Raw genomic sequence first — 23,628 nt, 5'->3', positions numbered from 1 at the left:
CTCTTATGAAAGAAATAGAACAAAAGTTACAGGGAAAAATTAGTCGATTAACAAACAAAACGTTTAAGTTTGATAAAAGAATAAAAGAAGGTTGGTTTTCAGCTGTTTATTTTTTGAAAACAAGAGAAATCGTTGAAAAAAAATTACCACATAATATAGTAACGATGCAATTTTTCCAAAAGGATGATGCAGTCTTATGTGGTACCGACGAAGTTATTGCCTTATTACATACATTTGCAGATAAACCTGAAGAACTTGAAATTCATTCATTGAAAGACGGAGATAAAATCAAACCTTTTGAGTCTGTTCTTACCGTAACTGGACCATACCAAAATTTCGGTTATTTAGAAGGTATCATTGATGGTATTTTATCGAGAAGAACCTCGGTTGCGACGAATGTATATAATGTGGTGAAAGCGGCAAGATCTTCCGGAAAACAAAAGCCGGTCATCTTTATGGGAGACCGTGATGACCATTATACACAACAAGCGGGAGATGGTTATGCAGCATTTATTGGTGGATCTACAGCACAAGCTACTCACGCTATGAATGAGTGGTGGGGAAAAGAAGGAATGGGAACGATGCCTCATGCGCTTATTCAAATGTTTAGAGGCGATATTGTTGCTGCATCTAGGGCATACATTGAAATGTTCCCAGAAGATGATTTAATGGCCCTGGTAGATTATAATAATGATGTGATTACTGATTCATTAAAAGTTGCTCGGGAGTTTGGAGAAACGTTAAAAGCTGTACGAATTGATACATCGAGAACATTGGTTGATAAATATTTTTTAAGAAACCATCATTTAATGGGTACGTTTGACCCACGAGGTGTAAATCCGGAATTAATATTTGCACTGAGAAAGGCATTGGATGAGGAAGGCTTCCAATATGTTAAAATTGTCGCAAGTGGCGGGTTCACAGAAGAGAGAATTTTATACTTTGAAAGTCGAGAAGTTCCGGTTGATATGTATGGAATTGGCAGCAGTTTGTTAAAAATAAATATTGGTTTTACAGGGGATAATGTTTTATTAAATGGTACACATTCTGCAAAAGAAGGCAGGAAATACCGTCCGAATCCCCGTTTAGAAAAAGTTGAGTACTATAAAAATCATTAAAATAATACAAAAGAAAGTTGATATAAAAAATAGTGGATGTTAGTTGCTACATTATTTTTTATACGGTGTTGGAGGTTAGTTATGACAAATTACCATTTTATTGGTATTAAAGGAACCGGAATGAGCGCTTTAGCTCAAATTCTCCATGATTCAGGGGAAAAGGTTCAAGGTTCTGATGTAGATAAATATTTTTTTACTCAAGAGGAATTAGAGAAAAAAGGAATTCCAATTTTTCCTTTTTCAATAGATAATATTCAAGAAGGTAGTACAATTATCGCTGGAAATGCATTTTCCGATGATCATATCGAGATTAAAAAAGCACGGGAATTAGGATTGACCTTCTATAAGTATCATGAATTTCTCGGGGAATGGTTAAAACAGTATACAAGTATTGCAGTAACAGGATCTCATGGTAAAACATCAACAACAGGATTACTAGCTCACGTGTTGGAACAAAGTTATCCTACATCCTTTCTAATCGGGGATGGAACTGGAAGAGGACATAAAGATAGTGATTATTTTGTTTTTGAAGCATGTGAATATAAAAGGCATTTTCTACACTATAAGCCAGATTATGCCATAATGACAAATATTGATTTTGACCATCCCGATTATTTCGCAAATATTGATGATGTTTTTGAAGCATTTCAATCGATGGCTGATCAAGTAAAAAAAGGAATTATTGCCTGTGGAGAAGATGAGTATTTACAACACTTACAGACAAAAGTTCCAATCATTTATTACGGATTTTCAGCAACAAATGATTTTCAAGCAAATAATATCCAAGAAACAGAAAATGGCACACAGTTTGATGTATATGTAAGGAACACATATTTTGATACATTTCAAATACCAATGTATGGAAACCATCATATATTAAATTCGTTGGCAGTGATTGCTTTTTGTCATTATGAAGAAATGGATCAAAAGGTAATGCAAGCTTTACGTACATTTGGTGGAGTGAAAAGGCGTTTTTCTGAGAAGGTAATCGCTGATCAAGTCTTAATAGATGACTATGCACATCATCCGATTGAAGTATCTGCTACCATTGAGTCTGCTCGAAAGAAATATCCTAATAAACAAATAGTAGCGATATTTCAACCACATACATTTACAAGGACAAAAACATTTTTAAATGAGTTCGCGGAAAGTTTAAATAATGCAGATCATGTCTTTTTATGTGATATCTTTTCTTCGGCTCGAGAATCATCTGGGGAATTAACTATACAGGATCTTTTAGATAAAGTAGATAATGGAAAGATATTAACAATGGAAAATGTCAAAGATCTTGAAAAGTTTGAAGATGGTGTACTTGTTTTTATGGGTGCAGGAGATATACAAAAATTTCAAGCTGCTTATGAAAATGTATTAAGTAAAGAAGACTGTAAATAAATGACAGATAAACGTATATGAGAGGTGTTTGCATAGTTTATTTATGAGCTATGTAAACACTTTTATATTATGTAAAGTGAACAGGACAAGTTGTTCGAATGGAAAACAAAATTTAGTATAAAATAATTAAGAAAATCAATTATCTTTATAAAACATAAAAAGCTTTTTGATATAAGTTGAAATAAATTGCTATAATAAGCTAGTATAGATATAGAACGACTTATGAATGTTTTATTACATGTCATAAGGGTATAAAAAGAGAAACAGTAGATGTACATACTTAATTATGAAAAAAAGAGGAGTTGAAGTAAATGAGTGCCGCATTATCGATTGCAGCAATAATTGTAGCGTTAGCATTTGCTGTATTAGTCGCCTATTTAGCGCAGACATTAAAAGCAACCCAACGTACGTTAAATAATGTAGCTGATACATTAGAAGGAATGGAAAAACAACTAGAAGGAATTACGACAGAAACAACTCTGTTACTACAAAAAACAAATGATTTAGCTGAAGATGTAAATTATAAAGTAAATAGATTAAACAGTCTATTTGAGGGTATAAAAGAAATAGGAGATACATTTACAAATTTAACACATTCTGTGAAAAAACTATCGACAAATATTTCTAAATCTGCGGATACCGATGTTGATAAAGCAACAGAAGCAGTTAAATGGAGTACAGCAGTAATGAATGTATGGAAAAACAGAAGAAAATAGGTCAGGAGGAGCGATAAAGATGGAAGAGAACAATAATAGCAAAGGTTTTTTATTGGGAACTTTAATCGGAAGTGCTGTTGGAGCGGCATTAGCGTTAGTATTCGCACCTAAGTCTGGAAGAGAATTACGCGACGATATCAATAAAGGAACGAAGGTTGCTCTTGAAAAGGCAGAAGAATGGAAAGATGTTGTTCAGGAAAAAGGTTCTGAATATACAGAGCTTGCAATCGAAAAAGGAACGGAAATGAAAGATAAAGGAACAGAATTGACAAAGAAAGCAGTTGATTCTACAACTAAATTGACAAAAGATGTTTCTGAAAAAACAAAGAATCTTGCGGAAGATGTGTCTTCTAAAACAAAAGAATTTGCGAAAGACGTATCGAAAAAAACGAAACAAAATGCAAATGAGATCACAGATCAAGTAAAAACTGATGCAAAAGATGTAGCAGAGGAAGCACAGAATGAAGCTAAAGAAGTTGCAGACACTGCTGAAAAGCTAAAAGAAGATACTGAAAAGAATTAACTAAAAAAAAGCTTGTAGAGAAGCTGACAAACATCGTTTCTCTGCAAGCTTTTTTATATTACATTTTAAAAGGGAATTACATGTCTATCGTATATGAGAACGAAAATTTGTAAAACAGTTTGCTTCCGAATGAAACTACATTATTATTTTATAGAGAAAGCTCAGATTGGCACGTGACTTTATATGAAAGATTACTCCCAAATAATTTCTAATTGATCCCCTTCGATAATAGGTTCATTAAAGTTTGTCGCCTCGTTATTTCGATATAGTTTATACGTTCCTTTCGTATTTGTTAAGTTAATATCTATATAACGAAAAACATCTTGAAAAATAAACTGCCGCGTCTTTTTCTCAGTAAGGATAAGTTCGTCTCCATTCTTTAATTCGCTTTCTTCATTGAGTTCTTCACCTTGACGCTGAATAATAAGTTGTGGTTGTTTCAACACGACAGGTTCACCGTTAAAAAATATCGTATGTGTCTTCCATAGTTGTTTATCAAGTTGTTCTAATAAAGAGTTAACGGTAACACGTTCAGGATGAACTAATTCCAACTTATCAGCTTCTTTTATAATCTCTAATCCAGTTACTGGTTTGCCGTTCATCATAATAACTGTTTTACCACGAGAAACATCAACTTTACGATTGTTTACGCGGACCGAAAATGAGTCAGAAGAAATTAAAATTTGCTCGTTATTTAAAAATTCATTAATGGTTGTTGGCATCTCAACAATTATATCGTCCTTATCTTGTACTATATAATCTTTTGTTGCTTTTTTTCCGTTAACTATATATTTAGGGGTCAAGCTTACACTTTTTTGATTAAAGAAAAAGTGGACTACCCTCATATCCCCAATAATATCCTCAATCGTAAGTTCAGGATGTTTTCCATCTTGCCCTTTCATAATAGCAATTCGATCACCAGATTTAATAAAGCTTGAAACAGATGCTTCTTCATCATTGACTGTAATTTTTGGAAGTTCACCATATCCGCCGCGAAGAGTTACGGTTTTTTCATTTACTGTTACAATAGATGCAAGTCCAATTCTTCCATAATATTTATTTACATCAATACCTGCTTGAATTAAGGCATCTCCAACTGTAAGTTGTTTTGTTTCAAACATGAACGTTATTTTATCATTTACGTAAACACTCAAATAGTGAAGAGGATTTTGAGTCGCACTGATAGCTATACCAATTGGTGTAACAAATTCTGGCCCTGTTGGAAGTTGCTCATTATGCTGTAAATGTTGAATTGCTTCGATGCTTCTTACAGCAACCCTATTAGACGGTAATTGTAAGTGCTCTGCAATTTTAGTATGTATCTCAGGCGTTAAACTGCCACCGCCAATTAACATGACGGCTTGGGGAGCTTTGCCATTTAGTAATCTAATTTCTTGGGCAAGTAATGAAGCCAATTGATCTATACTATTCTCTATTTTAGGAACTACATCTTCTAAAGTGATTTCCGATTCAAATCCTAAAATATCGTGAATAGTCGCTTGACCCGTGTTCACAAGTTGCTGTTTTGTTTCTTCTGCAACCTTGAAATCAAGTAAATATTCGTCACTAATTGCTTCTGTTATTTCATCTCCTGCAGTCGGTACCATTCCATACGCGATAACAGTTCCGTTATTAGAAATGGCGATATCACTTGTTCCAGCACCAATATCAATTAATGCTACATTTAATCTTCTCATTGATTCAGGTACAAGAACATGAATTGCCGCAATAGGTTCAAGAGTTAAAGCTTCCATTGTTAGATTAGCTCTCTCTAAAGCTGCAATCAATGATTCAACTACGACTTTTGGTAAAAATGTCGCGATGATTTCAACAGTTGCTTTTTCCCCAATCTGGTCAATAAATGAACCGATCTTTTCTCCATCTAATTTATAATGTAATAGAGAATAACCAACACAGTGATAGTGGGAAAATTGATTTTTATTTTGTTCGGTTAAATTTACTAATGCTTGTTGCACAGCGCTTAATTCTAAATGTTTGATTTCTTCTTCCGTTGTGATTGGCTGTTCATTAATATCGATGGTTTTTTCAGTTTGAATTGTTTTTAGCGCTCTTCCTGCAGCCGCTACACAAACTTTGGTTAAAGGACCATTGTTCTTCTCTAATTGTTCTTTAACTTCAGAAATAACATCAGCTACTTGAACAACATTTTGTATTTGACCATCCAACATGGACCGTTCCTGATGGTGTCGGACACAAAAATCTATTATTTTATATTCTTTTTGTACTTTTTCTAGTAGAATACCTGTTACTGATTGAGTACCAATATCTAATGCAAATACATGCTCATTCATCCTATTGTATCCTTTCATCAAGTTGATAATTATATAGATATATAATCTATTATATATATAAATAAGTGACAAAGAAAATTTTTTTAGGTATAATTGTGCTAATTGTTAATAAATTACAAGGAGAGTCGTTTGGAATGAGCAATGGAACCATGCAAGAATTACGTGATCAACTAGATTCGCTTAACTTAGAGCTACTTGATTTAATTAATAAGCGAGCCGAGATCGTTCAGCAGATTGGAGAAATAAAAGGAAAGCAGAGTACAAGACGATTTGACCCGGTTCGTGAAAGAGATATGCTTAATCATATCATCAGCAATAACGATGGTCCGTTTAAAAATGCGACAGTTGAACATATTTTTAAAGAAATCTTCAAAGCAAGCTTAGAAATTCAAGAAGATGATCATCAGAAAGAACTGCTTGTCTCTCGAAAAAGAAAAGCCGAAGATACAATTATCGATATAAGAGGCGTTCAATTCGGTGATGGAGATACGCATTATATTTTTGGACCTTGTGCAGTGGAAAGTTATGAACAAGTAGCAAAGGTTGCGGAAGCTATCAAATCTAAAGGGCTGAAGCTATTAAGAGGTGGAGCATTTAAACCACGTACTTCTCCATATGATTTCCAAGGACTTGGATTAGAAGGATTAAAAATTTTAAAACGAGTTGCAGATGAGTATGACTTAGCGGTAGTTAGTGAAATCGTCAACCCTGCAGATATTGAAGAAGCGCAAGATTATATTGATGTGATTCAAATCGGTGCTCGTAATATGCAAAATTTCGAACTTCTAAAAACAGCTGGAGAAGCAGATAAGCCTGTTATATTAAAAAGAGGATTATCGGCTACCATTTCTGAATTCATTAATGCAGCTGAATACATTATTTCTCGTGGTAATGGAAATATTATTCTTTGTGAGCGTGGGATCAGAACATATGAAACTGCAACTAGAAATACATTAGATATTTCAGCGGTTCCGATATTAAAACAAGAAACTCACTTACCGGTATTAGTGGATGTTACTCATTCAACTGGTAGAAGAGATTTACTAATCCCTACTGCTAAAGCGGCTATCGCAATAGGAGCAGATGGAGTAATGGCTGAAGTTCATCCAGACCCTGCTGTTGCATTATCTGATGCACAACAGCAAATGGATCTAGACATGTTTAATGAATTTTATAATGCAGTAACCAATTACGGTGCTACTGTTAAATAGGCTAAGGTAGAAAAACTGGCAAACAGTAAGGTCATTTATATGTGAAGTTTAGCTGGTTTTTTATGAGATATTAGACAACCATGCAAGATAGTTTACTAATTTTTAAAGAAATATACAGTTTGACCGTTGTGTCAGCTGTATATTTTTTGTGTTTTTATTCAAGCTAGGATATGATAAAGATGACTTACTTCGGCTATACTACTATTCAAGCAAAGTAGATTTTCGCTGAATAAGCGAATAATTTAAAGGATTGTATTATTTTATAATATGTACAATGAAATTTCGGAGGTGGCTAAAAATGAGCGTAACAATTTATGATGTAGCAAGAGAGGCAAATGTATCGATGGCAACCGTTTCTAGAGTTGTGAACGGGAATCCTAATGTGAAACCGACAACGAGAAAAAAGGTTTTAGATACGATTGAACGATTAGGATATCGTCCAAATGCTGTTGCTAGAGGATTAGCGAGCAAAAAAACAACTACAGTGGGTGCAATTATTCCGGATATCTCCAGTAGTTTCTTCTCGGAATTAACAAGAGGAATTGAAGATATTGCAACCATGTATAAATATAATATTATTTTAAGTAACTCAGATCAAAATAAGGAAAAAGAACTTCACTTAATCGATACGATGCTCGAAAAGCAAGTAGATGGAATTGTCTTCATGGGTGGCGAAATTACAGAGGAGCATATAAATCAATTTAAAACATCACGAGTTCCGGTTGTTTTGGCAGCAACACATGATGAGAATAATGAACTTCCTTCAGTAAATATCGATTATGAAACTGCTACATATGAAGCAACAAAACAATTGATCGAGGATACAAATACTCAGCCGGCATTTATTACAGGTGAAGAACATATTCAATCGAATGGTCTGAAATATAACGGGTATGTACGGGCTATACAAGACGCTTCTTATGAGTTGGATGAAAATTTAGTAGTTACGAAAGAATGCACGTATAATGGTGGGATTGAAGCGGTAGAAGAACTATTAGCAAAAACATCTGAACCACCTAAAGCTATTTTTGCATCTACAGATGAAATGGCAGTCGGAGTAATTCACGGGATTCAGGATAAGGGGCTACATGTTCCTAATGATATTGAAGTTTGTGGATTCAACAATACAAGAGTATCTTTAATGGTACGTCCAACATTAACAACTGTTGTCCAACCAATGTATGATATTGGTGCAGTTGCGATGAGATTACTCACTAAATATATGAACAAAGAAGAGGTAGAAGAGAATACAGTTATCCTTCCACACCGAATTATAAAAAGAGATTCAACAAAATAATATTTTTGCCGATATTTAATATAGCAATAATTACACTAGGATTCGGGAGAGATTAACGTATATGAGAAAAAGAGACATACTGACTCCAATAGGTATTACCCTAGGTTTTATTATGATCATGCTTGCTATATTATCAAACGGTGGTAAAGAAGGGGTCAATAATTTTATTGACATTGCCTCTATTTTTATCGTTCTCGGTGGGCTCGTAGGATCATTACTTATCAACTTTAAATATGAGCAAATTAAACTATTCACAACCGTTTTTAAAGAGGCATTTCGAAAAAATGATAGTAAAATCCCAGAATTAATTCACTTGTTTATTCGCTTATCTGATCATGCGAGAAAAGAAGGTCTACTAGCATTAGAAAATGAAATAGAAGATGTAGATGATGAATTTATTAAAAAAGGAATAATGCTAGCGATCGACGGAATTGAACCAGAAGTCATTAATGAGATAATGAATGCAGAAATAACAGCAATGGAAGATAGACATTATAAAGGACGAATTATTATCGAGAAAGCGGGAGAATATGCTCCTGCTTGGGGGATGATTGGAACATTAATCGGTCTAGTATTAATGTTAAGTAGCTTAGATGATCCATCTAGTTTAGGACCCAATATGGCGGTTGCATTATTAACTACACTATATGGAACAGTACTAGCGAATTTAGTTTTTCTTCCAATGGCTAGTAAATTAGAGAATAAAACCGAAGAAGAAATTTTTATAAAACAAATTATTATCGAAGGTATTATCGGTGTTCAATCTGGTCAAAATCCACGTATTTTAGAGGAAAAGTTAAGTGCATTCTTATATGGTGATGAAACTGCTGTCCCTTCAAAAAAAGTGATCTCTGAGGAAAAAGTTCATGAAGCGTAGGCCTAGAAAACAGCATAAAGGTGCACCAAAATGGATGGTTACATATTCAGATTTAGTTACTTTAGTGTTAGTTTTTTTCATTCTGTTATTTTCTATGTCTCAAATAGATTTAGTTAAATTTGAATCTATTACTAATTCATTTCAAAGCAGGGCAATCTTAGACTTTCTACCATCTGCAGTTCCATCGGAAAATATTTCAGGTGATAATGGTCTTGATGTTGGAGGACCCTCAGATGATGAAGAAGATGAAGAAGGCAAGGACGATGCTGAAGAAGAAGTTGATGTAGATGATTTGATCGACCATTTGGAAGAGTGGGAAAAGAAAGCTGACGCGCTTGCAAAACTAATGGAAAGTGTCGATGCTTTTTTAAAGGATGAAAATTTAGGTGACGTTATTTCAGCAAGTCGGACGGAAGAAGGGGTTATCTTAGTTTTACAAGATAGCATTCTTTTTGATTCAGCAGAGGCTCAAATACTAGAGTCTGGTCGTCCATTTTTAGATGAAGTTGGTCATTTGTTAAAAGGAATACCAAACAATGTTCGGGTTGAGGGGCACACGGACAATCGACCAATTTCAACGTATCGTTATCCTTCAAATTGGGAGTTATCTGGTGCAAGAGCGGGTAGTGTTGTTCGTTACTTCATTGAAGAACTTGATCTTGACGAATCACGTTTCTTAATAGCAGGATATGGTGATACACGACCAGTTGTGGAAAATAAAAAGCCAGAAGACTGGAGTAAAAACAGACGAGTTGAAATTGTTATTTTAGATACGAATCATGAATCAAAACCTGAGGATTAATTTCTTCAGGTTTTTTATAACTATCTGAGCAAATATCATTTATTTTATTCTCGTATCAGCTACAATAATAACGGGAACAGAATAAAAGAACTAGTTAATTCTTGACCTTCATTTTTAGAAAGCTTATTTCTTTTGATAGGAGGTAATATTGTGAATTTTCATCAAAAACCAATTACATTTGTACATCAAGTAAATTTAAAAGTCCAAAGTTTAACACATGCATTAGATTTTTATCAACATGTAATCGGATTTAAAATATTAGAAAAGAACGACACATCCGCTCATTTAACTGCAGATGGAAAAACCGTACTATTGTCGATTTACCAACCTGAAAAGGTTGTTCCTAAATCTTCAAGAACAACAGGTTTATATCATTTTGCACTCCTACTGCCTAACCGTTCCGACTTGGCTAGTATTGTTGACCATTTTGCGAAAATAGACTTACAACTTGGAGCGGCAGATCACTTAGTGAGTGAGGCTCTTTACTTATCTGATCCAGATGGTAATGGAATTGAGATATATGTGGATAGGGATTCATCTAACTGGAAATGGAATAACGGTGAAGTAGCAATGACGACAGATCCATTAAATGTAGCTGACCTTCTTTCTAAAGAGAAAGGGTCTTGGAAAGGTTTACCGTCGGGTACAAAGATGGGACATATTCATTTACATGTATCTGATTTGAAGAAGGCAGAAGAATTTTATGTTAAAGGGCTTGGGTTTAATGTCGTTAATCGTTATGGCAATCAGGCATTATTCATATCGGATGGCAAATACCATCATTATATTGGGTTAAACACATGGAATGGAGTTGGAGCACCAGCACCTTCTGCAAATAGTGTGGGACTGGAATCTTATGGACTGTTGGTAGCCAATGAGGAAAAGAGAAATAATATAATCGCTCAGATAAAACAAATAGGCGCACCCGTGTATGAGAAAAATGGCAAAGTGATTACTGTCGATCCTGCTGGGAACCGTATTAGCCTAGATATTTAACTCACAAACTTTTCCAGTTATTGTACATCTATTAGAGTGGACTTTGTTATAGAAGTACTTAGCCATAAGTAGTAAGAAAAAGAGGTACACCTCAAGGGTGACCTCTTTTTTGCAGATAAGAAAGTATAAATCTCATATCTTGATAAATCCAATTAAGGCTTTCGCCAGCCAAGGTTTTCTATGAAATGATTGTTTACTTAATCCTCTTCATCACTGTTTTCTTTTTCATCTTCAGGTTTTTCTTCTTTCTCTTTTTCTTTATCCTTCTCTTTTTCTTTTTCTTTCTCTTTCTCTTTCTCTTTTTCCTTCTCTTCTTTCTCTCTTTCTTTATCTGCCTTTTCTTTTTCTTTATCCTTCTCTTTTTCTTGTTCCTCTTCTTCTTTTTTATTATCAACTTCAACAGTGAATGCCTTAGACGGCTCTGATTCTCTTCCGAAATAATTGACAGCTCGTACATGATAAGAGCCTTCTCCAGAAGGGATAGCATATGAAGGCTTTATCGTATGGCCTATAAGTTTATATGAACCACCTTCGCCGGCTGCATAGTAAATGCGATAACCGACGATTAAATGGCCTTTAGCTCCGGACCAACTAATATGACTGTCGGAAGCTTGTAAAGATCCGGGAGCAGGGGGGGATGCTCCGTTATCATTTTCAATTGCTCCTGCGCTTGAAGCAGAGCCCCCTTTAAAACCAATTTTCTTCCACGGCTCCGGATTTCGTCTCGGGATTAGGACAGACAAGTCACCTAATCGATCGTAGCCCATTCGTTTTAAAAATTCAGGGTTGAAAGAAAATCCGCCAGATTCTCCAGTTGTAAACTCGGATGGAGTATTAGGCCCTGCGATTACTTGCTCCCCATCAATCTCAACAAGAGCCATGTTTCCTCCTACTAAACTGTCATCAGTTTTGTTAGGTACATATTTTGAGTTGTATATGTCAGAGCGCACTAATCCTGCTTGTGAGCATAGATCAGATGCTGCCATTCCAGACGTTGCACAGTAGCTGCGGCTTACAATACCATCTGGTCGTTTATGAGCTTCTTTCGGAGCCAACAATTCTGGATTCACTTCGGTAGCAGCGTTCATTAATTGCGCCCATAAGTTTTGTGTTCGTTGGCTATAACTAAGTGAACAACCGGAACAATAAATGGAGCTAGGGGTATTATATCCAAGCCATACTCCCATCGTTACATTTGGATTAGTGCCGACAAACCAAGCGTCACGATAATCTTGAGACGTACCAGTTTTCCCTGCCCAGTCCACGCCGCCGTACTGTAATCGGGGAGGTAAGTAGGCTGCCGTTCCTTGACGAATTACATCCCGCATCATATCAATCGTTAAATAAGCTGTTTGTGCTGAAAAAACATCCACAGGCTCTGACTCATGTTCGTAAATGACATTGCCATCTGAGTCAGTAATTTTTTCAATCATATAAGACTGATAAAATTTACCCCCATTACTTAATGTTGCAAATGCATTTGTATTTTGTTCGACTGTCACATTATTCGTACCAAGAGCAATTGTAGGATCATCTATCAGTTTTTCTGGTAATGAAATACCCATTTTCTTCAAATATTTTTCTGCGGGATTTTCATGTAATATTTTTTTATAAATTTCTGCTGTGGAAGTGTTATACGAGTATGTTAAAGCTTCTCGTGCAGAAACTAATCCATAATAGGCTCCACCATAGTTCTTTGGTGAATATCCTGAAAGTCCAGGAATATCAGCAATAACTGAACCAGGTTGAATATAACCAAGCTCCATTGCAGGTGCATAAACTGAAAGAGGTTTGAATGTACTACCAGGTTCTCTTCCTTCTGCTCCATATCCCGTAGCATAATTCACTTCACGATCTCCTGCACGAAAATTACGGCCCGGAACGAAACTTAATATTTTCCCGGTCTTATTTTCAATAATGACAGCACCTGTTTCAACTTGCTCTGTTTTTGATTCCTTTGCACCTTTAGGTGTGAAGGTGCGATCGGGACCGTAATACTGATAATCTTTAGCGGCCTTTTGCATCGCATTATACATTTTTTTATCAATCGTAGAATGAATATTGTATCCATTCATTCGGAGTGCACGATCTGCTAATATACTGTATTGTTCTTGCAGTTCTTCACTTTCATTAATTTCTTCAAGTGTATACCCGTCTTCCTCGGCAAGAACTTCAACAATGATTGCTTTTGCTCTTTTTTCTAATTCAAGTACTACCGCTGGGTATTTATCAATTGGTGATTTTACTTTTTCTGTAAAATCCTCAACGATATCATATTCCAACGCTTCATTATATTCTTTTTCTGTAATAAATTCTGCTTGGTACATTCTCTTTAGGACTGTTTTCATCCGGTTAAGCCCTTTTTGTAAATCTTCTTCCTCTTTTAACTCCCCCGAAGTTTGAAAGGGAGTATAGGCATAAGGATTTTGTGGAATTCCTGCTAAAAATGCAGCTTGTGGCAAAGTTAATTCAGATGCATCTACTCCAAATATGCCTTTAGCTGCTGTTTGGATCCCTGCAATATTTTGTCCGGAAGCATCTCTACCATATGGAACAATATTTACATATGCTTCTAAAATTTCATCTTTTTCAAAAAAGTGTTCCAATCTCATGGCAAGTAAAATTTCTTTAGCTTTTCGTTCAAAGGAAACTTCATTGGTTAAAATTTGATTTTTAATCAACTGTTGAGTTAACGTACTCCCACCCGTTTTTGTATCGGAGTTAGAAACTTCTTGGTAGACTGCACGTACAATTGCTTTTGGCACAACTCCATTATGTTCGTAAAACAGCTCATCTTCTGTTGCAATTACCGCTTGGGTCAATTGTTCGGAAATATCCTTTAACTCGACTTCTTCTCGGTGTAAGTCTGCACGGATATCACCGATATATTTATTATCGGCAAAATATAGTTTGGATGTCTCTTCATAATTGTAAATATCTTTTCTCATTTCATCATAGTCACGAATTGGTTCGTCTTTTACAAGAGATGCAAAATAACCTGCTCCAACTCCACCCGCAAAAATGACTGTCATAGTACCTACAATGATAAAAAATAAGATAATATTCCAAACGACATCATATGTAATTCGAGACGTTTTTTGAATTTGGCCTTTATTCCATAACCCTTTTAATCTATCTCCAACCTGTTGGAAAAATTGTTTAAAATCCATTCTGAAACCTCCTAAATTCAACTACATATTATATCATAGATTAAGAGAATTGTGGCTATAGTTTTATAGTTGTTTTGAAGTATTTTCCAATTTTATTTTCTATTGTATACTGTATATATAAAAGGTAAAAAGTGGAAATGGATACATGAATATTTGTCAGAAATGTTCCAACGATATTCCAACAAAAATGTGTAAGTTATATTAGAAGTTGCCACGTACGTTTTAGAAAAGTGTGCTATAAAATATATTTGGGCATTTCGAGGTAATTATTAGAGACGTATTTTAGTATAGAAAGTTTTATATTGAATATAACCCATCAAATAGACTGCGTGAATAGTACAGTTTATCCTCTAATGAGAAAACATGATTTAATTAATCTTGATGAGGCTTCAAAATTTATAATGGTTATAATTTGCATTTTGTAAAATGATCATTACAATATAGATTATATTATGAATTTCGCAGTGAATGATCGAAGTAGTGAGCGAATCCCTTTTACAGAGAGCTGACGGTTGGTGGGAGTCAGTAAATATTTGCAAACGAATTACAGTCAGGAGCGATCTTATTTGGTTATTCAAATAAGACGGTGAGAACCATCGTTAACAATACCAAGTGGTAAATGGATATTCATTTACAACAAGGGTGGTACCGCGAGAATATGCTTCGTCCCTTTTTAGGAACGGGGCTTTTTTGTGTTTAAAAATTAATAAAATATGAAAGAGTGATGAATATGGATATTTTACATGACCTTGAAAGCAGAGGTTTAATTCAACAGACAACAGATGAGGCGGGATTAAGCAACCATCTTGCTGAAAATCAAGTGACTCTTTACTGTGGGTTTGACCCAACTGCAGATAGTTTGCATATCGGACACTTATTACCGATTACGATATTAAAACGATTCCAGCAGGCCGGCCATCGACCAATTGCTTTAATTGGCGGTGGAACGGGAATGATCGGTGATCCTAGTGGGAGATCGAGTGAAAGGTCTTTAAATGAAGAAAGTGTCGTTCATGGTTTTACGGATAGTATCCGAAATCAGTTAGCAGGATTGCTTAATTTCGATGAAGGTGAAAATGCTGCAGTTGCTAGAAACAATCATGATTGGCTGTCAAAAATTACGATTATTGATTTTCTAAGAGATGCTGGAAAACATTTTACAGTGAACTATATGCTTGCTAAAGATGCGGTGGCTTCACGGATTGAGCACGGGATTTCCTATACAGAATTTAGCTATATGTTACTGCAATCCTATGATTTTATGAAATTACATGAAGAAGAAAACTGTACTCTTCAAATCGGTGGAAGTGATCAGTGGGGAAATATTACAGCAGGAATGGAATTTATTCGTCGTACACAAGGAGACGAGGAAATTAAAGTATTCGGTTTAACTGTCCCGTTGATTACGAAAGCAGATGGTACGAAGTTTGGAAAAACAGCTGGCGGCGCTGTATGGCTTGATGCGAAAAAGACAAGTCCATATGAGTTTTACCAATTCTGGTATAACACGGATGATCGTGATGTAATTAAGTTTTTAAACTATTTCACTTTTTTAAACCAAGATGAGATTGCCGAGTTACAAAAAGCTGTTGAAGAAAATCCTGGAGCACGTGAGGCACAGAAACGTTTAGCAGAAGAAATGACGAAAATGGTGCATGGGGAAGCGGCGTTAAACCAAGCAATTAAAATTTCTGCAGCCTTGTTTAGTGGAGATGTTAAGGAATTAACGAAAGACGAGATTGAACAAGGATTTAAAGATGTTCCAACATATGAATTGGAAAAACAAGATGTGAACTTAGTCGACTTACTAGTTGATGCAAAAATTTCGTCATCAAAACGTCAAGCAAGAGAAGATATTAATAGTGGTGCAATATATATTAATGGTGAACGGAATCAGGACGTCCAGCATATCGTGACAGTGGATGATCGATTAGAAGATACGTTTACAGTGATTAGACGTGGAAGAAGAAAATATTTCTTAGTTTATTTTAAATAAGTATTAGAAGTGGGGCAGCTTGCAGAAAGCTAGAGTTCTGTCGCATCCCTGATCTTGGGTAGCAATAGATGAGAAGAATTTCGCAGCGCTCTTACGCTTCCCTATCCACGGTGGAAATATGTGAGAGGGCCCCGTGACACTGCTCTGATACAGTTAATTAGATAGAACATTTAAGTATTTGTCGTAATAAAAAACAAGAACATTTCGTATTTCAAATTGAAGTACGAAGTGTTTTTTTAAAATGCAGGAGTCCTACATCGCAAAAGAGAAATGTGTAGATACAAAATATATTGATGTTAGGAATGAATGTGAATGATAAAATATCCTATTTTAAAAGATAATGCAACAATAGGGGTAACTGCTCCATCATCGGGTGTAGAAGCCGAACTACACGAACTTGTTCACTCAGCGTGTAAACAATTAAATATAAAAGGGTTTAAAACGGTTTGTGGAAATACGGTTTGGAATCAGAAAAAAGCAAAATCAGCTCCGAAAGAAGAACGTGCATTGGAATTCAATCAAATGGTGGTCGATGATAAGATTGACATCATTATTCCACCATGGGGCGGTGAATTACTTATCGAAATGCTTGAAGATGTTGACTTTGAGAACATGAAAAACAAGTGGGTTTTAGGTTATTCCGATACGAGTGTCCTGCTACTTGCAATTACGTTAAAAACAGGAATAGCTACCGCTCACGGTACAAATTTGGTCGATTTACGTGAAGCAAATTTAGACGAAACAACGGCGATGTGGGAATCTGTTTTGGCAACTGAAATGGGAGAATCGATAGTTCAATATTCTTCCTCATTGTATCAAAAGGAATGGCAATTTGATCATCCACTTCCTGCCTCTGTTTTTAACTTAACTGAAAAAACAATCTGGAAAACAGTAACTCAAGCTACAGTAAAAATGGAGGGGCGTTTACTTGGAGGCTGTATCGATGTTATCAGGCATTTAATTGGAACACCATTTGGTGATGTCCGCCAATTTAGAAAAGAATATATTAATGAGCCTATTGTATGGTATTTTGAAAACTGTGAATTAAAAACGACAGATCTACAAAGAACACTTGTGCAAATGAGACTAGCAGGTTGGTTTGAAAATTGTTCAGGCATATTATTTGGACGCAGTGCTGCTAATATGCCTGTGGAAGATTATCTCATAGAAGATGTGTATCAAGATCTTTTTGAAGAATTAAACATACCGATTGTCTACGACATTGATTGTGGGCATCAACCCCCTCAAATAACATTTATTAATGGTGCATATGCGAAAGTTCACGTTGAAAATGGGAAAGGTACGGTTATCCAGGAGTTTAAACCGTAATCTTTTTATAGGTTAAACTACTGAAACGTTAGTTTTTGCTAGTAATGTACTAAAAAAGCCTTTTTCGTAAAGGCTTTTTTGATTATAATCTTTTAACTTAATTTAAGTTTTTCTAACTAACTCTATGTTAATTGTTGTTCAGCAAAATCTCGATATAATGGATGAGCATTTATTAGTTCCTCATGTGTTCCTTCCCCAGTTAACCTTCCATTTTCAATAAATAAAATTTTGTCTGCATCGACTATTGTTGATAAACGATGAGCAATTACAAAGGTTGTACGTCCTTTCATTAATCGAACTAATGCATCTTGAACGACTTGCTCTGACTGGCTGTCTAAACTTGCCGTTGCCTCATCCAACATTAAAATCTTAGGGTCTCTTAAAAAAGCACGAGCAATATTAATTCGTTGTCTTTGTCCGCCAGATAATTTTACTCCTCGTTCCCCAACCTCTGTATCTAATCCATCTTTAAAATTTTTAATGAATGTATCTGCATAGGCCATTTTTGCAACGTCCCACAATTGTTCATCTGTAATAGTAGTTGGTTCATGTAAACCGTATGTTAAATTTTCTCGAATAGTACCAGCCATCATGGCACTTTCCTGGGAAACATATCCGATCTGAGTACGCCAACAATCTAAAGCTAACAGATTTATTGGTGTGTCTCCAATAAGGACTTCCCCAGCTGTAGGTTCATAAAAACGTTCTAACAAACTGAAGATGGTTGTTTTTCCGCCACCGCTTGGCCCGACAAAAGCAATCATTTCACCGGGATTTGCTTCAAAAGAGATGTCTTTAAGTACAGGTTCATTCTGATTATAAGAAAAAGAAAGCTGAGAAACACGTAAGGTTTGATTAGAAATATTTGTTTCTTTGCCATTTTGTCCAGATTCCTCTTGCATATTTAAAATATCAATAATTCTTTCTGTTGCTCCTTGTGCTTTTTGTAATTGAGTAAAGAACATGGCAAATGAAGTAATCGGGAAAACAATTTGGAATAAATAGAGCAGAAATGCTACAAGAGCACCTGTCGACATAGAACCTTCGGCAACGCGGATTCCACCATAACCGATAATCACCACAATGACAATCATGACAATTAAATACATTAGTGGACCGACCATAGCGATAATACGTGCCTCTTTTAATCCAAAACGAAACATTCGTTCAATACCTTTATTACCTTTTGATTTTTCAACATCTTCAGCTGTAGATGATTTCATTAATCGATTTTCATTAATTGCTTGTTGAATGACACTTGTGAAAGCAGCTGTCTCATCTTGCAGTCCTCGTGAAATGTTGGCCATTTTTCTCCCAAGTGGGATCATGAATAAAATTGTTAAAGGCACAGAAAGTAACATGAGCAACGTCATTTTCCAATCCATGATGAAAAGGATCGTCACAGCACCGATAATAGAGACAATTCCTCCGATAAATTGAGGGAAATGCTGTGAAATTAAGTCTTTTAAAATTCCAGTATCATTGACAACCCGGCTAACTGTGTTACCACTTTTAGTTTTATCAAAATAAGGAACGGGTAATCTAACAATCTTTTTCCATAAGGTTTCTCGTAAGCGTGCAATAACTTTTTGTCCTACCGCACCTAATAAGTAGGTAGAAAATCCATCCATAACAGCTTGGAAAAGAAAAGCGATGACAATAGCAATAATGACTCCCACACTCAACGTTTCAATGGAAAAGCCATCAACGATTTCACCTGCAAGTATTGGAATTGCGAGACTCGCGAGTGTAGAAATAATAGTCCCAATTAAGCCAAATGTTAACGCCAATTTCGGAATATTCATTGATAATATGAGGGATATAAAAGGTTTTAGTCCTTTTTGCTGTTGCTTTGGCATGATATTACTCCTCTCTTTAGCAGACAATAAGGTTTGAGCCATTCTATCTGCATAATTGCAACTTAGGCTTACACCATTAGAGCAATGGTGATAAGCCTATTTTAATAAAAAGAATTCTTTCTCATTATATCGTAACGTGTAGATTTACAACTTGTTTTTATAAAAATTTAATAAATGTGGTAATATCATGCCCAATGTCCACCGATTTTTTTGCTGCGATCAAGCGTAATTCCCGCATCTGTATAACTAGAAGCACGTAAAATAGCTGTTGCTCCAAAACGATCCCTAATAGTATCCATTACATAACCAATATCTTTCTGTTTCGATCGTTCCTCAAATAAATCGAGCTGTGTATCTTGATCATCCGATAAATTGGTTAATGTGACATAGACCCGTCTGATTTTACTATGTCCATCGTAAAACGTATTAAAAAGCCGGATACACACTTGATGCATTTCCATTGTAATATTTGTCGGTGTATAAAGAGAAGTTGAACGGCTGAATCCTCCTCCACCAGTTTCAGTTGAGTATCCAATTCCCAAATGAATGGTTTTTCCAACTTTTTGTGCCGTACGTGCTCTTCGACAAACTTCTTCACAGAGATCAAGCAGACAGATAAGCAACTCTTCTTTTGTATAATCTCGTAATAAGGAAATCCCGTGCCCGAAACTTTCTTGTGTTGTTTTGGTAAAATCGCCGAATATGGGACTTAAATCAATACCCCATGCATGCCAGTATAATTGCTCTCCCATTACGCCAAAATGTTTTTTTAATTGATCAAGAGGAAATTGTGCAATTTGTCCAAGAGTAGTAATTCCTAATCGATGTAAATTTCTTTTCATTCGGCTTCCAATACCCCAAATTTTTTCTACTGAAAAAGGCCACAGCTTTTCCGCTACGTCTTCATATTTACATTCTGCGATCCCAGATTCTATTTTTTTTGCATGAAGATCCATCACTACTTTCGCTAGAAATTTATTGTCACCAATTCCAATTGCACTTGTAATTCTGTGTTCGTTTAAAATAGCATCTCTAATTAGAATAGCGATTTCCTGACGAGTTCCAAACAATTTTTCTAACCCATTAACAGTAACCCATACTTCATCGACAGAATATTGATGGATCGCCTCTTTAGGAGCAAAATGATTAAGTAATTTTGTAATTTGGATGGATACATGCAAATAATCTGCCATATTTGCTTGCACAATATGAATTGCTGGATCATTTGGAAGCTCAAAAAAACGGCTTACGTTGCTAATACCATGTTTCTCTTTTAACGCAGGCGAAGCAGCGAGGACAATACTTCCAGGACGAGATATATCCCCAATTACTGCCAATAACGTTTTCATTGGATCGAGTCCCAGCTTTACAGCCTCTACACTTGCGTAAAAAGAGCGCATATCAATGCAAAGGATATCATTTCTTGGATAAAGCGAATAATCCATATAATAACCTCCAATAATGGGAACGTACGTTTTATTATATGCAAGAGAATCACGAAAAACAATAAAGATACGAATGTTTGTTCTTGTAAATTGTTGGAAGTCATGTTAAAATGAGAACAAACGTTCAGGAGGGTTAGAGAAAATGATGGGTTGTATAAATAAAGCAGTACAAACTGGAAGTAAGGTCAACATAATTTATGTATCCCAATCAAATTCTATTTCGAAGCGAACTATTCAAATTTTTTCGTACACAGATGAGCATATTATTGCTTTCTGTTATATGCGTCGCCAATTAAGAACGTTTAAAATGACTAATATTTTAGCAATAGAGCAGATCAATCAGAAAATGGAGGCATATGCATGACGAGAGTACATGATCGTGGAACAATGAAATGGGTATCTTTGATGCTACCTGAACATGTGGAAATGTTAAAAGAAGTTTTTATTGAATATAAAGAAAAACCAATTCTTGATGAACAGAAAATGACAGAGATTGACCAACTGTTAAAACATGCATTAAAACATCAAGTAACAATTGAAATGACTTATTTTCATGATGGTGATCATTTAACATTACGTGGAAAACTTGCGAAGATCGACCAATGGAAAGGATATATCGTATTGAAAAATGAAGATGGAAATCAACTATCACTCTCTAGCGTTATTGATGTCGAAATAATCGAAAATTAAATATATATAGTCAGATGGGGTAAGAGTATTGCCAATTAAAAGTGCTTTTTTCAGTTTATTATTACTGAAAGAAGCACTTAATTTTATCGGTTAATTGTGAGCATTTTTTCCGATAAATAAATGCTGTGGTTAAGTCAATCATTAATAGTACTCTTTCTGATGCAAGGAGATTAAATGTGTTTATTGCTATTTTTGCTGGTGTGGTATCACCTAGCTTTTCGGGATTGTTGATTAGTCTTCATCTTGAATAGCGGCATCGTCCCTAGGCTTGTCATTATTCCCCTAGCTCATCCCAGTTTTCCTCCATGATAAAGTATAAATTCCAATATCAATATAAAGAAAGTATAAAACCTGCCTTCATTAAAATACAATAGTTTATAATTAAGTTAATTTTCCGTAAAACATAGAGAAGTGGGGGAAATGCATGAATTTTCGTCGTTTAACATTAGTAGCGTGTATTGGAGCTATCATTTATGTATGTATGGTATTTTTTAATGACTCAGTAGAGTATCCATTGCCAGATTACTCTAAATCGGATGTATTTAATCAGATCGAGCATGCAACGAAACAATTAGACATACCTTCGATGAATGAAATAGATATACAGTACTTCGATGCAGTCGCAAATAGTAGTATTGGACGATATGTGGAAGCGAACCATTTAAATGAACAAGAATTAAAAGGGCTTAGTGAGGAAGTTCCTCTTTACATCATTGAAATTGAAAATTTAAAACAGACTTATCAGATTAATCCGCAGAACGGGCAATTAACAAAAGCGACTAATATAAGTATTTTTACAGAAGATATCGATCATTTTATAAAAACTAATTTTGGAGAAGGATATGAATTAATATCAGAAGATAGTAAGGATGGTACTCTGACGGAATGGGATGTGAAGTGGACTTATCAAGCGAAAACAAAATTTAATAATGTTGTCAAAATAGTAGACATCTACACTATTGACAATTATATTATTCAATTTGATCATTACGGATTCGCAACAAAATATTCTTTTCAATCGGAATCGGCTGGACAATACCTTTTATACTTTGGCATTTTTGTATTTTTAATTACATTAGTTGTGATCGTAACTATACAGCTTATTAAACGGTTAATTAAAAAGCAGATCGAAGGGTTTATAGGACCACTCATTTTAACTATTGCAGCAGGATTTGGCTGGATTTTCGTTACAAAAGCAATGAACGGAACTGTTACAGGTATAGCAATGTTGGATCCAGTGTTGATGACATATCTAACATTTGCAGTTTTATTAATACGATGGAAAAAAGTAAATCGCAATATTGGTGAAAGGGTTAGAGCTCTACAACCACATATAAAACAAGGGTTTTTCACGGCTATAATTGGAATAACTCTAGGTGAACTATACTTTTTCTTTGCCGGATTTTTTGATGTATGGGTATCTCCTGTCTTAAATCATAGTTTGCTCATACTGAATAGTCCGTGGGTGCTTCCTGTCTTTACCTTATTTGTTGGTTTAAGTGCAGCAGTGACGGAGGAAGCGATATTTAGAAACTATATGGGACCATTTTTCGAACGGTTTGGTGTAGTCACTGCAGTAATTGCTACATCTCTCTTATGGGGAATACTCCATATCGGGTATGATATGTATCCGTGGTATTTATATGTGATTGAATTTATTTTGTTTACAGGACCATTATTTTATTTCGTTTTTAAGAATTATGGGTTTTCAACCGTAATCTTTCTTCACTTTTTCTATAATGCATGGGTGTCTACTTTATTCTTATTTTCAATCGACATGAAACTCGGACTTCTATCTTTGGTCGTTATGTTTAGTCCTTTCTGTTTGTTTTTTTACCGTCGCCCTTTTCATATAAAAAGCTAGCACACTCCCCCTAGAGAGGTAGAGCATCTCT

General features: G+C 35.3%; 18 protein-coding genes and 1 other annotated feature. Of the genes, 14 read left to right on the top strand and 4 right to left on the bottom strand.

What is annotated here, in order from left to right:
• Positions 1-5 precede the first annotated feature (5 nt).
• The 4 genes from SPD48_RS10505 (at position 6) to SPD48_RS10490 (ending at position 3,749) form a co-directional block, all read left to right on the top strand.
• Positions 6-1,118, top strand: a complete 1,113-nt coding sequence (locus SPD48_RS10505) for a nicotinate phosphoribosyltransferase (protein ID WP_336258053.1) — start codon at positions 6-8, stop codon at positions 1,116-1,118.
• A gap of 81 nt (positions 1,119-1,199) precedes the next feature.
• On the top strand, positions 1,200-2,510 hold the full coding sequence (gene murC, locus SPD48_RS10500; protein ID WP_336258052.1) for a UDP-N-acetylmuramate--L-alanine ligase: 1,311 nt from the start codon (positions 1,200-1,202) through the stop codon (positions 2,508-2,510).
• Positions 2,511-2,821: 311 nt separating this feature from the next.
• Positions 2,822-3,226, top strand: coding sequence for a DUF948 domain-containing protein (locus SPD48_RS10495; RefSeq protein WP_336258051.1), 405 nt, complete (start codon positions 2,822-2,824; stop codon positions 3,224-3,226).
• A 19-nt stretch (positions 3,227-3,245) separates the two neighbouring features.
• On the top strand, positions 3,246-3,749 hold the full coding sequence (locus SPD48_RS10490) for a YtxH domain-containing protein (protein ID WP_336258050.1): 504 nt from the start codon (positions 3,246-3,248) through the stop codon (positions 3,747-3,749).
• A 191-nt stretch (positions 3,750-3,940) separates the two neighbouring features.
• Here the strand turns inward: SPD48_RS10490 and SPD48_RS10485 are convergent, their stop codons facing one another.
• A complete protein-coding gene (locus SPD48_RS10485; RefSeq protein WP_336258049.1) occupies positions 3,941-6,061 on the bottom strand; it encodes a cell division protein FtsA in 2,121 nt (706 codons plus the stop codon).
• A 134-nt stretch (positions 6,062-6,195) separates the two neighbouring features.
• Here SPD48_RS10485 and SPD48_RS10480 point away from each other — a divergent pair, with 134 nt between their 5' ends.
• The 5 genes from SPD48_RS10480 (at position 6,196) to SPD48_RS10460 (ending at position 11,244) form a co-directional block, all read left to right on the top strand.
• A complete protein-coding gene (locus tag SPD48_RS10480; protein WP_336258048.1) occupies positions 6,196-7,272 on the top strand; it encodes a bifunctional 3-deoxy-7-phosphoheptulonate synthase/chorismate mutase in 1,077 nt (358 codons plus the stop codon).
• Between the two features lie 298 nt (positions 7,273-7,570).
• Positions 7,571-8,569: a catabolite control protein A gene (gene ccpA, locus SPD48_RS10475; protein ID WP_336258047.1), complete on the top strand. Its 999-nt coding sequence runs from the start codon at positions 7,571-7,573 to the stop codon at positions 8,567-8,569.
• Positions 8,570-8,630: 61 nt separating this feature from the next.
• On the top strand, positions 8,631-9,446 hold the full coding sequence (gene motP / locus SPD48_RS10470) for a flagellar motor protein MotP (RefSeq protein WP_336258046.1): 816 nt from the start codon (positions 8,631-8,633) through the stop codon (positions 9,444-9,446).
• Positions 9,436-10,248 carry a flagellar motor protein MotS gene (gene motS, locus SPD48_RS10465; protein WP_336258045.1) on the top strand — a complete coding sequence of 271 codons (813 nt, stop codon included), beginning with the start codon at positions 9,436-9,438 and terminating at the stop codon, positions 10,246-10,248. Before motP ends, motS begins: the two co-directional genes overlap by 11 nt.
• 150 nt (positions 10,249-10,398) lie before the next feature.
• Positions 10,399-11,244, top strand: a complete 846-nt coding sequence (locus SPD48_RS10460) for a VOC family protein (RefSeq protein WP_336258044.1) — start codon at positions 10,399-10,401, stop codon at positions 11,242-11,244.
• A 197-nt stretch (positions 11,245-11,441) separates the two neighbouring features.
• On the opposite strand, the gene SPD48_RS10455 is transcribed toward SPD48_RS10460, so the two are convergent.
• Positions 11,442-14,414, bottom strand: a complete 2,973-nt coding sequence (locus tag SPD48_RS10455; protein WP_336258043.1) for a transglycosylase domain-containing protein — start codon at positions 14,412-14,414, stop codon at positions 11,442-11,444.
• Positions 14,415-14,869: 455 nt separating this feature from the next.
• Positions 14,870-15,088: a binding site (T-box leader), on the top strand.
• Between the two features lie 56 nt (positions 15,089-15,144).
• Between SPD48_RS10455 and tyrS the strand changes: the two genes are divergently transcribed.
• A complete protein-coding gene (gene tyrS, locus SPD48_RS10450) occupies positions 15,145-16,410 on the top strand; it encodes a tyrosine--tRNA ligase (protein ID WP_336258042.1) in 1,266 nt (421 codons plus the stop codon).
• Between the two features lie 312 nt (positions 16,411-16,722).
• Positions 16,723-17,739: a S66 family peptidase gene (locus tag SPD48_RS10445; RefSeq protein WP_336258041.1), complete on the top strand. Its 1,017-nt coding sequence runs from the start codon at positions 16,723-16,725 to the stop codon at positions 17,737-17,739.
• A 122-nt stretch (positions 17,740-17,861) separates the two neighbouring features.
• On the opposite strand, the gene SPD48_RS10440 is transcribed toward SPD48_RS10445, so the two are convergent.
• Positions 17,862-19,598 (bottom strand): ABC transporter ATP-binding protein, encoded by a 1,737-nt coding sequence (locus SPD48_RS10440; RefSeq protein WP_336258040.1) that lies wholly within the window; start codon positions 19,596-19,598, stop codon positions 17,862-17,864.
• A 185-nt stretch (positions 19,599-19,783) separates the two neighbouring features.
• Positions 19,784-21,043, bottom strand: coding sequence for a Y-family DNA polymerase (locus tag SPD48_RS10435; protein WP_336258039.1), 1,260 nt, complete (start codon positions 21,041-21,043; stop codon positions 19,784-19,786).
• Between the two features lie 142 nt (positions 21,044-21,185).
• Here SPD48_RS10435 and SPD48_RS10430 point away from each other — a divergent pair, with 142 nt between their 5' ends.
• The 3 genes from SPD48_RS10430 (at position 21,186) to SPD48_RS10420 (ending at position 23,597) form a co-directional block, all read left to right on the top strand.
• Entirely contained in the window at positions 21,186-21,407 is a 222-nt protein-coding gene (locus SPD48_RS10430) for a hypothetical protein (protein WP_336258038.1), read from the top strand.
• Complete coding sequence (locus SPD48_RS10425; RefSeq protein ID WP_336258037.1) at positions 21,404-21,733, top strand: YolD-like family protein; 330 nt, start codon at positions 21,404-21,406, stop codon at positions 21,731-21,733. Before SPD48_RS10430 ends, SPD48_RS10425 begins: the two co-directional genes overlap by 4 nt.
• A gap of 424 nt (positions 21,734-22,157) precedes the next feature.
• A complete protein-coding gene (locus SPD48_RS10420) occupies positions 22,158-23,597 on the top strand; it encodes a CPBP family intramembrane glutamic endopeptidase (protein ID WP_336258036.1) in 1,440 nt (479 codons plus the stop codon).
• Positions 23,598-23,628: the final 31 nt, after the last annotated feature.

Source organism: Pseudogracilibacillus sp. SE30717A, from assembly GCF_037071985.1.
GTDB lineage: Bacteria > Bacillota > Bacilli > Bacillales > Amphibacillaceae > Pseudogracilibacillus.
Note: the sequence above shows the minus strand (reverse complement) of the source record. Positions and strands in the feature narration are given on the sequence as shown.

Coding starts and splice junctions, on each gene's coding strand:
- SPD48_RS10495 (WP_336258051.1), top strand. CDS start 2,822: ATGAGTGCCGCATTATCGATTGCAGCAATAATTGTAGCGTTAGCATTT.
- tyrS (WP_336258042.1), top strand. CDS start 15,145: ATGGATATTTTACATGACCTTGAAAGCAGAGGTTTAATTCAACAGACA.
- motS (WP_336258045.1), top strand. CDS start 9,436: ATGAAGCGTAGGCCTAGAAAACAGCATAAAGGTGCACCAAAATGGATG.
- SPD48_RS10505 (WP_336258053.1), top strand. CDS start 6: ATGAAAGAAATAGAACAAAAGTTACAGGGAAAAATTAGTCGATTAACA.
- SPD48_RS10490 (WP_336258050.1), top strand. CDS start 3,246: ATGGAAGAGAACAATAATAGCAAAGGTTTTTTATTGGGAACTTTAATC.
- SPD48_RS10480 (WP_336258048.1), top strand. CDS start 6,196: ATGAGCAATGGAACCATGCAAGAATTACGTGATCAACTAGATTCGCTT.
- SPD48_RS10440 (WP_336258040.1), bottom strand. CDS start 19,598: ATGCCAAAGCAACAGCAAAAAGGACTAAAACCTTTTATATCCCTCATA.
- SPD48_RS10435 (WP_336258039.1), bottom strand. CDS start 21,043: ATGGATTATTCGCTTTATCCAAGAAATGATATCCTTTGCATTGATATG.
- SPD48_RS10445 (WP_336258041.1), top strand. CDS start 16,723: ATGATAAAATATCCTATTTTAAAAGATAATGCAACAATAGGGGTAACT.
- ccpA (WP_336258047.1), top strand. CDS start 7,571: ATGAGCGTAACAATTTATGATGTAGCAAGAGAGGCAAATGTATCGATG.
- SPD48_RS10420 (WP_336258036.1), top strand. CDS start 22,158: ATGAATTTTCGTCGTTTAACATTAGTAGCGTGTATTGGAGCTATCATT.
- SPD48_RS10430 (WP_336258038.1), top strand. CDS start 21,186: ATGATGGGTTGTATAAATAAAGCAGTACAAACTGGAAGTAAGGTCAAC.
- motP (WP_336258046.1), top strand. CDS start 8,631: ATGAGAAAAAGAGACATACTGACTCCAATAGGTATTACCCTAGGTTTT.
- SPD48_RS10455 (WP_336258043.1), bottom strand. CDS start 14,414: ATGGATTTTAAACAATTTTTCCAACAGGTTGGAGATAGATTAAAAGGG.
- murC (WP_336258052.1), top strand. CDS start 1,200: ATGACAAATTACCATTTTATTGGTATTAAAGGAACCGGAATGAGCGCT.
- SPD48_RS10425 (WP_336258037.1), top strand. CDS start 21,404: ATGACGAGAGTACATGATCGTGGAACAATGAAATGGGTATCTTTGATG.
- SPD48_RS10485 (WP_336258049.1), bottom strand. CDS start 6,061: ATGAATGAGCATGTATTTGCATTAGATATTGGTACTCAATCAGTAACA.